The organism is Rhizobacter sp. (assembly GCA_021153565.1).
Classification (GTDB): domain Bacteria; phylum Pseudomonadota; class Gammaproteobacteria; order Burkholderiales; family Burkholderiaceae_C; genus Albitalea.
In genome coordinates this window covers 1-12,575 of sequence record JAJKJU010000257.1, presented here as the reverse complement: position 1 = coordinate 12,575, position 12,575 = coordinate 1, and the positions used below count along the sequence as shown (strand labels likewise).

The following is a 12,575-nucleotide window of genomic DNA, read 5'->3' as shown; positions in this document are numbered from 1 at the left end:
GACCCACACGCTGGCGGCCAACGTCGAGAACCTGGTGCTCACCGGCAGCGCCGCGATAGACGGCACCGGCAATGCACTGGACAACGTCATCACCGGCAACAGCGCGGCCAACACGCTGGACGGCGGCAGTGGTGCGGACACGATGATCGGTGGCGCGGGCAACGACACGTATGTCGTCGACAACGCCGGTGACGTGATCACCGAGAACGCCGGTGAAGGCACCGACAGCGTTCTTGCCTCGGTGACCCACACGCTGGCGGCCAACGTCGAGCACCTCACGCTTACTGGCTCGGCTGCGATCGACGGCACCGGCAACGGCCTGGACAACACCTTCATCGGCAACAGCGCGGCCAACACGCTGGACGGCGGCGGCGGCGCCGACGCGATGATCGGCGGCGCGGGAAACGACACCTATGTCGTCGACAACGCCGGCGACGTGGTCACCGAGAACGCGGGCGAAGGCACCGACACCGTCCTGGCCTCGGTGACCCACACGCTGTCGGCCGACGTGGAGAACCTGCTGCTCACCGGCAGCGCCGACATCGACGGCACCGGCAATGCGCTCGACAACACGATCACCGGCAATGCAGGTACCCACACGCTGGACGGCGGCGCGGGCAACGACGTGCTCGTCGCCGGCAGTGGCATCGCGACGCTGCAAGGCGGCTCGGGCGACGACACCCTGGTGGCCACGGACCCGAGCCACCTCGCACTGGCCAACGGTGGCGCCGGCAACGACCTGCTTCAGCTCACCACCACCGGCCTGGCCTTCGACCTGGCCAGCCTGCGCGGCGTGGCGCAGAACGTCGAAGGCGTCGATCTGCGCGATGGCGCGGGCGGTGCCGCCGTCAACGTCGATCTCCAGTCGCTGCAGAGCATCACCGACGTGCGCGCCGACCTGGTGCTCCATCTGGACAGCGGCGACACGTTCGTGCTTAGCGGCGACACGACCTTGCTTGGCAGTTCGACCACCAGCGGCGGCACCCAGCAGAGCGACTACGCGCTGTATGCATCGAGCGACCACAGCTCCGGCCCCGCCGCAATGCTGCACGTGATTCTGGGCGGTTAAGCCGAACTTTGAAGGCCTGAATAGGCGTAACCCAGCATTGGCGCGGGTTACGGTCTTTTTGCAGGCCGGACTTGCCCATGGAACATTCGACCGAAATCAGGCTCACGATCGAGCAACTGCCCGTGGCGACCGAACGCGAGCGCATGACTTGGCGGCTATGCCGGTCGCAGCCCCACATTGCTTGTAATGATTTCTACCATCGTGCGGTCGTCGCGCGAAGGGCGCCTCGTCAATCACTGGGCAGCCGACCACACGCACCTGCTGGCATGCGCCACACCGGTGCTGGCGCTGGACATGTATGAGCACGCCTATCACATGGACTTCGGCGCGAAGGCTGCGGCCTATGTGGATGCGTTCATGTAGAACGTCCGCTGGGATGCCGTGTACAGGCGCTATGGCGCCGCCGTCGCGGCCGATGCGGCGGCCTGGAGCATGGACCTGTCCACCTTGTCGGCCCAGCGGGAAGAAGCGTGCATCCTGGAGGTTCGCCGTCCGGAGCATCTGGCCCAGGCGACGGAGACCATTGCAGGTGCCGCTTGGCTGGACCCTGCACGACTCGACGAATGGAGCGCATCCCTCGACCCCTCACAACCGGTCGTTGTGTGTTGTGTGCACGGGCTCGACGTTGGCCGTTCCACCACCATGGACTTGCGGGCTCGCGGGTTCGACGCGCGCTATCTTGCAGGCGGCATCGAAGCTTGGCTAGCCGCAGGCCTGCCCGTGCAACCAAAGGAGTAGCGCCATGAAATGGGTCACTCGCGAACGTCCGAAGATCGATCGCATCGCCTGCCCGTGGCTCATTGCGCGCTTCATCGACAAGGAGCCCGAGTTTCTGTACGTGCCATCGGCCGACGTGCTGAAGGGGTGGCGCAGGAGACCGGCGCGGTGCCCTACGACATTCCCGGCGTGGAGATGAGCCACGTCGGTGACCTGTGCAGCTTCGACGCCTTTCTCTCCAAGTACCAGCTCGACGACCCGGCCTTGCAGCAACTCGCGGTCATCGTGCGCGGCGCCGACACATCGCGGCTGGGCCTTGCGCCGCAATCGGCTGGCCTGTATGCCATATCCCTCGGGCTGTCACACAGCTTCGCAGACGACCACGAGATGCTCGGGCACGGCATGGTGATGTATGACTCGCTCTACGCATGGTGCCGTTCGTGCCAGGTCGAGGAGCACAACTGGCCGCCGTCGATGGCGGCTTGACTGTTCATCCAAAGGAGGACCATATGACTGGATCGATTCTTTCCAATCGGCGTGAATTCCATGGCCGCACAGCTTCGCCAAGAAATTTTTCTCGTCATTGCCGCCCTTGCGGCGGCAATCGCCTTTCCCATTGAACACAGCATCCTCGCCGGTGGACAAGCGGTCTCGCTTGCAGCGGCCCTCGCGCTGATCCTAGCGATTCTTCTAGCGTCCGTCCGGGTCGCACACCACGCCGAAGAACTGGCCGAGCGCGTCGGCGAACCCTACGGCACGATGATCCTGACTCTCGCTGCGGTGCTGGTCGAGGTGGTCATCCTGGCCATCATGATGAGCCACACGAGTTCGCTCACGCTGGTCCGCGACACCATCTACTCGGCGGTGATGCTCGACATCAATGCCTTGCTCGGCCTCTCCGCCTTGCTGGGTGGCTTGCGCCACGGCGAGCAGCCCTACAACGTGGATTCGGGCAACACCTACATCGTGATGATCTTGACGGCCATCGGCGTGTCCATGGTCCTGCCCGCCTTCATCCCTAGCCAGCACTGGCGCAGCTACTCGGTGTTCACCATCGTCGTGATGGTGCTGCTGTACGGCCTTTTCCTGCGACTGCAGACGGGGCGGCACAGCTACTTCTTCAGCTACAGCTACGCCCAGCATGCAAAGCCGCGGCCAACGACCGGGCCGGTCATGCCGACTCAATCCCCCTCGTCCTTGTCCGCGCCGATCGGATTCCTCGCCGGCGGGATTGTGCTGATCGGCCTCTTGTCCGAGGTGATGTCTCGCACCCTCGATGCGGGCTTGGCTGGCACCGGCGTGCCGCCCATCGTCGCTCCTCTGCTCGTGGCGACGATCTCCGCGAGCCCCGAAATCCTGACCGCCATCCGCGCGGCCCTCGCCAACCGCATGCAGCCGGTCGTGAATATCGCCCTGGGTGCATCGCTGTCGACCGTGATCCTGACGGTGCCGGTTATCGAAGCCCTGGCGCTGGTCACCGGCCAGCCCATTCACATGGCCTTGTCGCCGTCGCAGACCGTGATGGTGTTCATCACCCTGATCGTCGCGATGGTGAACGTGCACGACGGCGAGACGAATGCCATCGAAGGCATGACGCACTTCGTCTTGTTCATGGCCTTCCTGATGCTGGCGGCCCTGGGAGTCTGAGAGGCTGAGAGTTTTTCGAGCGTGCCCGAGCAGCACGTCATAAGGGCCTGATCTAGGCGCAAAGCGCAGCGATCGCTTGGTCTTTCCGCGTACCGCATTCAGGTGCCTCATGCGGAGTTCGAGGCAAACGGCATGCCGCTCTCGAGCGTGTCGTCATTCGACGCAGTACCTCAGTGCCGATGTCCGTGGTGCTCGTCGGGCACGTGTGGATGAGCATGGCTCATCGGTTCATGCCGGTGCCCGTGACTGTGCGACCCGACAGGCATGGGATCGTGGTGATGGGTGTGGTGTCCATCGTCGTGGCTGTGGGCATGCTCGTGCTCCATCGCCTCGTGCTCGTGTTCGTGCGCATGGCTTTCGGCGAGGTGAAGCACGATGCCCAGCACCATCAGCGCAGCGCCCGCCAGCATCCACACGCTGCCGCTGCGTTCACCGAGAACAAAGGCCAGCAGGGCGCCGACGAAGGGTGCGAATGCGAACACCGAACCCGTTCGCGCTGCACCGAAGGCCCGTTGCGCCAGCAGGTAGAACCGCAGGCTGAGGCCGTAACCGGTGGCGCCGACAGCCAGCAAGCCCAGCACTCGCCACAGTGCGGGCATGGGCTCGCCGAATGCAAAGGCGAGGACGGCCGTGGCCACAGCGCCGAGTGCGCCCTTGAACATCACCACCTGTCCCGGATCGCGCTCGGCCACCGCGCGCGACAAGGTGTTGTCCACCCCCCAGGCGGCGGTGGCGGCCATGACCGCGAGCAGGCCCAGGACCTGGTTGGAGCCGGCATCGGCGCGATCGAGCACCAGCGACATGCCACCCAGCGTGAGCAGCGCCATCGCGAGGATCACGCGCCGATCCATGGTCTCGTGGTACCAGAGGCGAGCGAGGACGGCGGTGAACACGGCTTCGAGTGTCAGCATCAGTGAGGCGCTGGTGCCGCTGGTGTGCTGCAGCCCCCAGGCCAGCGCCACCGGACCAATGCCGGCACCGAAGAGCGCCATCCAGCCGATGCGGCGGAAGTCGCTGCGCTGGACGCGCGCTTCGCGCTCGACAGGTCGGCGCAAAAGCGCGCCGATCATGGCCGCGCCGGCGTAGAGCAAGGCCGCGGTGCTGAAGCTGCCCACGCCCACGCCGAAGCGCTGCACGAGCGGCGTGCTCACGCCGAAGAGGAGGGCAGCGAGCAATGCGATCAGGCCGCCACGAAGCGCGGGCAAGGTGCGATGTGCGGCAGCCATTCTTTGGAAGAGATTGATCGATCTCATGGCAATATCGCACACTAGGTTCTCGACAGGGAGGGGCGGATGATATCCTCCGGTAGAGGATCCAGTCATTCCATGTCAGAAGCCTTGTCACACGAAGGTCACGGTGCGCTCATCAAGCGTCTCAAGCGCGCCGGCGGCCACTTGCAGAACGTCATCGAGATGATTGAAGCCGACCGGCCCTGTGCCGAGTTGGCCCAGCAACTCCATGCCGTCGAGCGGGCCATCACCGCGGCGAAGAAGGCCTTGATCCATGAACACCTGGACCATTGCCTGAGCAAGGTCGTACCCAGCGCCAAGTCGGACGCGGTCCTTTCCGAATTCAAAGACATCACCAAATACCTGTGAGCGCATTGCCAGCATCCCTGCCCGTCGACCACCGTGTGAACGGTGCGCGGCTGCTTGCACGCTGGCTGCTCCTCGTGGTGGTGGCGTTCAATTTCCTCACGTCGCCATTCCATGCGCATTCTCACGACCTGGGCGCCGGTGATGGTCACGTGCTGCTGTCTCACGAGTTGCATGATGGCGATGCTCATGACCATGAGCTGGATGTCCACGCCGAAGTGCCGGACCCGCTGAACTTCGGGCACAGCCTGGTCGCGTTCTGGCCGGGCAGCCTGCCGAAGCTTGACGGACAGGTACTGATGCCGGCCGTGCCGGCGCCGTCCGCACCGCAGACAGCAGACCTTCAACTCTTCATGCCACGCCCCGCCTGGGCGGCCGCTTCCGAGCGCATACCGATCGCCAGCGATCGACATTGGCGACCCGACGGCCGGGCGCCTCCTTCCCTCCACAGCTGAGCCCCTGGTGGCGCCGCATCACGCGGCGCTGGTTTGAAACCGCCGTCGCTCGCGACGCTCGGTTGTTCTGTGGAGTCTTCCAATGCATCGTTTTGTGCGAGCACGCCCTGTGGCGCGTGCCGTTGCCTGCGCGCTGATAGTTTTCGCGCAATCCATTCCCTTCCACGCCACGCTCGCGCACGCGGCCGGCCCTGCGGCCGAATTCGCGGTGTCGCCGACACAGATGCAGTCGCTGGGCGTCACCTTGCAAAAGTTGGAGCAGCCTGCCGCCATCCGCGGCATGGCGTATCCCGCGAAGGTGGTGTTGCCGCCCAGCGAGGAACAACTGGTGAGTGCACCGGTCGACGGTGTGGTCGACAGGCTCATGGTCAGCGGCCAGGAGTCGGTGAAAGCTGGCCAGCCCCTGGTGCGCCTCGTGAGCCCCGAGTACGGCGACCTGCAGCTCAAGCTGATGGAAGCCGCGAGCAAATCGCGGCTGTCGCGCAAGACGCTGGAGCGCGAGAAGCAGTTGTTCGGTGAAGGGATCATTCCCGAGCGCCGCGTGCAGGAGGCGGAAGCCGCTGAACGCGCCGACGCTGCTCGGCTTCGCCAAGCTGAAGCCGAGCTTCGCCTCGCGGGGGCCGATGTCGCATTGATCAAGCGCGTGGCTGGCGGTGGCCGCCTGGAAGACGGCCTGATGGTTCGCGCCAAGACCGCGGGCTTGGTCCTCGCCGTGGATGCCAAGCCTGGGCAACGCGTGAAGGAGGCAGACCCCTTGGTGCGCTTGGCCAACCTGCGCGAGCTGTGGCTGGACATCCAGGTGCCTGCCGATCGGCCGACGCCCAAGAGCGGCGAGATCACGGTCGTGGGCCGTGACGTCGCAGCCACGCCTTTGTCCGCCGGCGCCATGGTGAGCGACAGCCAGACCGTGACGCTCCGTGCGAAGGTCATCAAGGGGGCACAGCTGTTGCGTCCGGGCGAAGTGGTGCAAGCCCAGGTGCCTTTCCCCGCGAGCGAAGGCTGGGCGCTTCCGCTGCAAGCCGTCACGCGCCAGGACGACAAGGCCTACGTCTTCGTGCGCAGCGCCAAGGGCTTCGTCGCCACGCCGGTGACCGTGCTGTCGAGTGCCGGGCAGTCGGTGCAAGTCAGCGGCAACCTGAAGGCAGGTCAAGAGGTCGCGACGGCCTCAGTGATTGCCCTCAAGTCGGCTTGGCTCGGCAAGGGTGGAGGCAGCTGAGATGCTGAACCGCCTCGTCCAATTCGCGCTCTCGCAGCGCTTGTTCGTCATGCTCGCCGCTGCCTTGCTCGCAGGCTTCGGCTGGTATGCATTCCGCAACCTGCCCATCGATGCCTTCCCCGACGTGTCGAGCACGCAGGTCAAGATCATCATGAAAGCCCCGGGCATGACGCCTGAGGAAGTGGAGAGCCGCATCGCCGCGCCCATCGAGGTGGAGATGCTGGGCATTCCGCGCCAGCGCATGCTGCGCTCGGTGTCCAAGTACGGGTTGGTGGACGTGACCGTCGATTTCGAGGACGGCACCGATGTGTACTGCGCGCCAGCAGGTGGCCGAACGCCTGGGCAACATCCAGGCCGATTTGCCCGTCGGCTTGTCCGGCGGCATGGCGCCCATCACCACGCCGCTGGGCGAGATGTACCAGTTCACCATCGAAGCGCCCGGCATGTCGCTCGAAGAACGGCGCAGCCTGCTGGACTGGGTGATCCGCCCGGCCCTGCGCACGGTGCCCGGCGTGGCGGACGTGAACTCGCTGGGCGGCAAGGTGCGCAGCTTCGAGGTGGTGCCCGACCCGGCCAAGCTCGGCATGATGGGTTTGTCCACCGGTGCGCTCAAGGCCGCGATCGAGGCCAACAACCGCAACGACGGCGCCGGCCGCCTCGGCGAAGGCGATGAGGTGCTGCTGGTTCGCAGCGAAGGCAGCATCAAGACCGCGGACGACCTGCGCGCCATCGTCGTCAGCCGCAAGAACGGCACGCCGGTTCGCCTGGCCGACGTGGCCGAAGTGCGCGACGGCAGCGTGACCCGCTACGGCGTGGTGACCAAGGACGGCCAGGCCGAAGCGGTGGAAGGCCTGGTGCTTGGATTGGCGGGCGCCAACGCGCAACAGGTCGTGGAAGGCGTGACCCGCAAGCTCGCGGAACTGCAGCCGACGCTGCCCAAGGGCGTGACGCTCAAGGCCTTCTACAACCGCGCCGAGTTGGTCAAGAAGGCCGTGGGCACGGTGTCCACGGCCTTGCTGGAAGCGACCGTGCTGGTGCTCGTGCTGCTGGGCGCCTTCCTCGGCAACGTGCGTGCTGCGATTGCCGTGGCCGTGGTGCTGCCGCTGGCCGCGCTGTGGACCTTCATCGCCATGCGGCTGGTCGGCATGTCGGCCAACCTGATGAGCCTGGGCGGCTTGGCCATCGCGCTGGGCATGCTGGTGGATGCGGCGGTGGTGGTGGTCGAGAACGTGGTCCAGCACCTGGGCCATGACCGCGCCGCTGGCAAGCTCCCGAGGTTGCACATCGTGCTGCGCGCCGTTCGTGAAGTGGCGGCACCGGTGGCGGCGGGCGTGTTGATCATCGTCACCGTGTTCCTGCCGCTGCTGACCTTGCAGGACCTGGAAGGAAAGTATTTCGTGCCGGTGGCGATGACCATCGTCTTCGCACTTGGCGGTTCGCTGGTGCTGTCGCTCACGGTCATCCCGGTCCTGGCGTCCTACCTGCTCAAGAAGGTGCCGCATGACGACCCGTGGCTCGTGCGCAAGGCGCTGCGCCTGTACGAGCCGCTGTTGGCCGGTTCCATCAAGCGGCAACGCATCGTGTTCATCGTGGCCGCGGTGATGCTCGTGATCGCGACCCTCGTCTACACCCGCGTGGGCAAGACCTTCCTGCCCACCATGGACGAAGGCGACCTCATCGTGGGCATCGAGAAGCTGCCCTCTGTGAGTCTGGAAGAGACCGCGGCGCTGGACCTGAAGATCCACCAGGCGCTGATGAAGGAGATTCCCGAGATCACCGGCGTGGTGGCACGCGCGGGCTCCGACGAGATCGGCCTGGACCCGATGGGCCTGAACCAGACCGACACCTTCCTCGTGCTCAAGCCGCGCGAGGAATGGAAGCTGGCGGACAAGGACGCGCTGATCGCCAAGATCCGCACCGTGCTCGACCAGATGCCCGGCATCAGCTACAGCTTCACCCAGCCCATCGACATGCGCGTGTCCGAGATGATCATCGGCGTGCGCGGCGACCTGGCGATCAAGGTGTTCGGTCCCGACCTCGGCAAGCTCAACGAGTTCGCGAGCCAGATCGAAGCGGTGATGAAGAAGGTGCCCGGCAGCCAGGACGTGTACACCGTGGAGAACGACGGCGTGCAGTACCTGCGCGTCGCCGTGGATCGGTTGGCCGCGGGACGCCATGGCCTGTCGGTGGAGGACGTGCAGGATGCCTTGCGCGTGCAGATCGAAGGCCAGCGCGCGGGCACCGTCATCGACGGACCGCGCCGCATTCCCATCGTCTTGCGCGGACCGGAGCGCATGCGCTTGTCGCCAGCCGATTTCGAGGCTCTGCGCATCACCACGCCCGATGGACAGAGCGTTCCATTGCAATCGCTCGCGACGCTGCAGCGGGACACCGGCCCCGTGAAGATCGACCGTGAGATGGGCGGCCGCTACAGCGTGGTCATCGCCAACGTGAGCGGCCGCGACCTGGTGGGCTTCGTGGAAGACGCCAAGGCGCGCGTGAACGATGCCGTCAAGCTGCCCACCGGCTACCGCATCAGCTGGGGCGGGCAGTTCGAGAACCAGCAGCGCGCCGCCGCGCGGCTCGCCCTGGTGGTGCCGCTGGCGCTGGGGCTCATCTTCGTCATCCTCTTCAGCACCTTCGGCTCGGTGCGCCAGGCGCTGCTGGTGCTGTCGAACATTCCGTTCGCGCTGGTGGGCGGCATCGTCGGGCTGTGGGTCACTGGTGAGTACCTGTCGGTGCCAGCGTCGGTGGGCTTCATCGCGCTGCTGGGCATCGCCGTGCTCAACGGCGTGGTGCTGGTGAGCTACTTCAACCAGCTGCATGCCGAAGGATTGAGTCCGCTCGAATGCGTGACTCAAGGGGCGCGGCGGCGTTTGCGGCCGGTGCTCATGACCGCGTCGATCACGGCGTTCGGCCTCATCCCGCTGCTGTTTGCGACCGGCCCCGGCTCGGAGATTCAGCGGCCGCTCGCCATCGTCGTGATCGGCGGATTGATCACCGCGACGGCGCTGACGCTGATCCTTCTGCCCATCCTCTACCTGCGGTTCGCGCAGCCGCGTGCCGCCGACAACGAATCCCTGGAGCCTGCCCATGGCTGAGTTCTGCCTGACATTGATCTGTCCTCCCACCGTCGAGGAAAAGCTGCTCGACACCTTGCTGGCCACGGCCGGCAGCGAAGTCTTCACGAGCACCCCCACCCACAGCCACGGCACCGCGCAAGGCCGACTCAGCCCCGAGGAACAGGTGATGGGCCGCAGCCGCGCGATGCAGGTCCAGGTGCTGCTGGACAAGGAGGAGTTGGAACGCCTGCGCGAGGTCCTGCAGACCGAGTTCGCCGGCACCCGCTTGCGCTATTGGGCGACGCCGGTTGTGCTCGAAGGAGAGTTCGCATGACGCGCGCCGTGTGGAAAGGCGTCGCCTTGCTGGTCATGCCGCTGTGTGCCTTCGGACAGGAGGTGCCCGCGCCCAAGGACCTGCCGGGCAGCGAGCAGGCCAACGCGTGGATCGACAAGGACCCGGCGGTGGTGGAGGCACGCAGCGCCTTGGCGGCCGCAGGGCATTCGAGAGCCGCACAGGCCGCATCGCCGCACGAGTGGACGGCCAAGGTGCAGGGCCAGCGGCGCGACTATCGCGACACCTCGCGAAAGTCCAACGAATGGCTGGCCCAACTGGAGCGTCCCATCCGCGTCAATGGCAAGGGCGAACTGGACCGGCAACTGGGCGAGATCGATCTGGAGATCGGCCGCGCCCGCGTGGGCGAGGCTCGCCACGAAGCGGCACGCGCGCTGGCGGACCTGTGGCTCGACGTGATCGCCGCGCGCGGGCAGCAGGCGCTGCTGAAGGAACAACTGGCCTTCGCGGAGAGGAACCTGTCGGCGGTGGGCACGCGCAAGAAGGCCGGCGATGCATCGTCGCTCGATGTGAACGTCGCTCGCACCGACCTGAGCGAGGTCCAGCGCCAGGCCAGCCTGACCGCGACGCAGCTCGCCAAGGCCGAGGCGAAGCTCCGCGTGCGCTTCGGCGACGCGCTGCCGACGAGCACGGCCTTGTCCGAGCCCCAGGCACCGGTGTTGCCGCAAGCGCCATGGCGCGAACGTGTGCTGGCCGAGGCCGATCCGCTCAAGATCGCCGAGGGCCAGCGGCGCAAGACGGAGCTGCTCGCCGCCCGCACCAAAGCGGACCGCGTGCCGGACCCGACCGTGGGCGTCTACACCGCGTCGGAGGCGATTCGCAACGAGCGCGTGGTCGGCATCAGCCTGAGCATCCCGCTGTCGGGCACCTACCGCGAGCAACGCATGCTGCAGGCGCTGCGCGACAGCGACACCGCTCGCGCGGCGCAAGAGCGCCATCGGCAGGAGATCGAACTGGAAGCGGCCGAGACCTATGCGGAAGCCGCTGGCAGCCTCGATCGCTGGCGTGTCGGCGAGCAAGGCGCATCCATCGCCGGGGAAAGCGCGCAGCTGATGCAGCGTGCCTACTCGCTGGGCGAGGCCGACTTGCAGGCTTTGTTGCTGGCTCGCCGTCAGTCGCTCGACGCATCTCGCGCGGCGCTCGAAGCACGCGCCGATGCGCTGCGCTGGCATCACAGGCTGCTGATCGACGCGCATCTGATCTGGGATCTGGCCAAGGACTGACACCCCATCCCCAAAGGAGATCGGCAAGACGACTGAGAGCATCGAGACGACTTCTACCGGCAAGGCTCCATCGCCCTCCAGCGCCGGGCTTTCAGCCTTGATGACGCGGGAGCGCTGGATCGAGGTCGGCCGGATCGTCCTTACTGGTGCGCTGGCACTGCTTTACTGGCAGCAGAAGGTGCCCGTCGAAGTGCTGTGGGTGGCGGTGGCGATCGGCCTGTACCCGTTGCTCAAGACCGGCGTGCTGGACCTGATCCACGAGCACAAGATCGGCACCGAAATCTTCGTCACCATCGCGACCCTGATCGCCGTGCTCGGCGGCGAAACGGTGGCAGGCGCCGTGCTGATGGTGATCATCCTGATCGCCAAGTTCATCGCCGACCTCAACACCGATCGGGCGCATGCGTCGATCAAGGCTTTGATCGGCGCGGTGCCACAGGTGGCGCTCTTGCGCATCGATGGCGGCGAGCGCAGCGTGCCGGTGGAGCAGGTGAGGGCGGGCGACGTGGTGCTGGTGCGCACCGGCGAGGAGATTCCGGTGGATGGCCGCATTGAAGGCGGCCAGGGTTCGGTCAACGAAGCGTCGATCACCGGCGAGAGCCTGCCGCGCGACAAGCAAGCGGGCGATGAAGTCTTCGCAGGGATGGTGCTGGAATCGGGCGCGCTCGATGTCCGTACCGAGCGCGTCGGTGCGGACACCACTTTCTCTCGGATCATCGGCCTGGTCGAAGAGGCCGAGGCGCACCAGGCGCCCGTGCAGAACACGGAAGAGGTTCTGGCCGCTCTGTCGCCGTACCGAACGATCCACATCAACCGCTTCGGGGCCTACCTGATGGACCTCGAACTCGCGGTAGAACCGATGAGCAACAGGATTCGGTTCGGCTTCAAGAAGAAGGCTGCCTGAGCGGCAGTGGCGCGGACTTACGTTTGAGCATGCGTCAAAGGTTCGGGCTAAGAGGTTCGGGCTAAGAAACTGACCTGCTTTCCAGCGTCACTTTCGGGTTTTGCCGGCGGCTGACAGCCCTATCGTAGAGGCGCATCGTGGGCCCCGTTTGGGCGCCCCTGCGCTCGTTTGGATGGAGCCGTCCCTCCCATGTCTCGTCGTTCAATGCCAGAAGCCTCCGGTGGCGCCGCCCTGGTGTCGCGTCAAGCCACAAATGCCGGCTGCTCGCTTGCTCTCGAAGCGCATTGCGGCGTTGCGCCTCCTCGCCATAGCGACGGCTATGACTCGTCGGCGCG

General features: G+C 66.0%; 11 protein-coding genes and 2 pseudogenes. 12 read left to right on the top strand and 1 reads right to left on the bottom strand.

The genetic code is table 11. From position 1 onward, the window contains the following. From AC30NL_RS16520 to AC30NL_RS16500, 5 genes and pseudogenes are all read left to right on the top strand, one after another. On the top strand, positions 1–1,069 hold a 1,069-nt coding region (locus tag AC30NL_RS16520), incomplete at its 5' end, for a calcium-binding protein (RefSeq protein WP_489465091.1). A 186-nt stretch (positions 1,070–1,255) separates the two neighbouring features. Continuing rightward, positions 1,256–1,432 (top strand): Fe-Mn family superoxide dismutase, encoded by a 177-nt coding sequence (locus tag AC30NL_RS16515; RefSeq protein WP_489465090.1) that lies wholly within the window; start codon positions 1,256–1,258, stop codon positions 1,430–1,432. 18 nt (positions 1,433–1,450) lie between these two features. Further along, positions 1,451–1,807, top strand: a complete 357-nt coding sequence (locus AC30NL_RS16510) for a rhodanese-like domain-containing protein (protein ID WP_489465089.1) — start codon at positions 1,451–1,453, stop codon at positions 1,805–1,807. Between the two features lie 4 nt (positions 1,808–1,811). After that, positions 1,812–2,272, top strand: a pseudogene (locus AC30NL_RS16505) (chromate resistance protein ChrB domain-containing protein). A 60-nt stretch (positions 2,273–2,332) separates the two neighbouring features. Further along, positions 2,333–3,433 (top strand): calcium:cation antiporter, encoded by a 1,101-nt coding sequence (locus AC30NL_RS16500; protein ID WP_489465088.1) that lies wholly within the window; start codon positions 2,333–2,335, stop codon positions 3,431–3,433. Positions 3,434–3,603: 170 nt separating this feature from the next. Here the strand turns inward: AC30NL_RS16500 and AC30NL_RS16495 are convergent, their stop codons facing one another. After that, positions 3,604–4,659 carry a DMT family transporter gene (locus tag AC30NL_RS16495; RefSeq protein WP_489465092.1) on the bottom strand — a complete coding sequence of 352 codons (1,056 nt, stop codon included), beginning with the start codon at positions 4,657–4,659 and terminating at the stop codon, positions 3,604–3,606. A 99-nt stretch (positions 4,660–4,758) separates the two neighbouring features. On the opposite strand from AC30NL_RS16495, the gene AC30NL_RS16490 reads away from it, so the two are divergent. From AC30NL_RS16490 to AC30NL_RS16460, 7 genes and pseudogenes are all read left to right on the top strand, one after another. After that, positions 4,759–5,031, top strand: coding sequence for a metal-sensing transcriptional repressor (locus tag AC30NL_RS16490; RefSeq protein ID WP_489465087.1), 273 nt, complete (start codon positions 4,759–4,761; stop codon positions 5,029–5,031). Further along, entirely contained in the window at positions 5,028–5,483 is a 456-nt protein-coding gene (locus AC30NL_RS16485; protein WP_489465086.1) for a hypothetical protein, read from the top strand. Before AC30NL_RS16490 ends, AC30NL_RS16485 begins: the two co-directional genes overlap by 4 nt. A gap of 82 nt (positions 5,484–5,565) precedes the next feature. Continuing rightward, positions 5,566–6,699, top strand: coding sequence for an efflux RND transporter periplasmic adaptor subunit (locus AC30NL_RS16480; protein WP_489465085.1), 1,134 nt, complete (start codon positions 5,566–5,568; stop codon positions 6,697–6,699). Between the two features lies 1 nt (position 6,700). Then, positions 6,701–9,800 (top strand): annotated as a pseudogene (locus AC30NL_RS16475) (efflux RND transporter permease subunit). Beyond that, on the top strand, positions 9,793–10,095 hold the full coding sequence (locus AC30NL_RS16470; RefSeq protein WP_489465084.1) for a DUF3240 family protein: 303 nt from the start codon (positions 9,793–9,795) through the stop codon (positions 10,093–10,095). The pseudogene AC30NL_RS16475 and the gene AC30NL_RS16470 overlap by 8 nt, the downstream one beginning before the upstream one ends. After that, entirely contained in the window at positions 10,092–11,336 is a 1,245-nt protein-coding gene (locus tag AC30NL_RS16465) for a TolC family protein (RefSeq protein WP_489465083.1), read from the top strand. Before AC30NL_RS16470 ends, AC30NL_RS16465 begins: the two co-directional genes overlap by 4 nt. Positions 11,337–11,436: 100 nt before the next feature. Next, on the top strand, positions 11,437–12,240 hold the full coding sequence (locus AC30NL_RS16460) for a P-type ATPase actuator domain-containing protein (RefSeq protein ID WP_489465082.1): 804 nt from the start codon (positions 11,437–11,439) through the stop codon (positions 12,238–12,240). Positions 12,241–12,575: the final 335 nt, after the last annotated feature.

Excerpts from the sequence above, each read along its gene's own strand:
- AC30NL_RS16515 (WP_489465090.1), top strand. The coding sequence starts at position 1,256 with ATGATTTCTACCATCGTGCGGTCGTCGCGCGAAGGGCGCCTCGTCAAT.
- AC30NL_RS16500 (WP_489465088.1), top strand. The coding sequence starts at position 2,333 with ATGGCCGCACAGCTTCGCCAAGAAATTTTTCTCGTCATTGCCGCCCTT.
- AC30NL_RS16495 (WP_489465092.1), bottom strand. The coding sequence starts at position 4,659 with ATGGCTGCCGCACATCGCACCTTGCCCGCGCTTCGTGGCGGCCTGATC.
- AC30NL_RS16490 (WP_489465087.1), top strand. The coding sequence starts at position 4,759 with ATGTCAGAAGCCTTGTCACACGAAGGTCACGGTGCGCTCATCAAGCGT.
- AC30NL_RS16480 (WP_489465085.1), top strand. The coding sequence starts at position 5,566 with ATGCATCGTTTTGTGCGAGCACGCCCTGTGGCGCGTGCCGTTGCCTGC.
- AC30NL_RS16470 (WP_489465084.1), top strand. The coding sequence starts at position 9,793 with ATGGCTGAGTTCTGCCTGACATTGATCTGTCCTCCCACCGTCGAGGAA.
- AC30NL_RS16465 (WP_489465083.1), top strand. The coding sequence starts at position 10,092 with ATGACGCGCGCCGTGTGGAAAGGCGTCGCCTTGCTGGTCATGCCGCTG.
- AC30NL_RS16460 (WP_489465082.1), top strand. The coding sequence starts at position 11,437 with ATGACGCGGGAGCGCTGGATCGAGGTCGGCCGGATCGTCCTTACTGGT.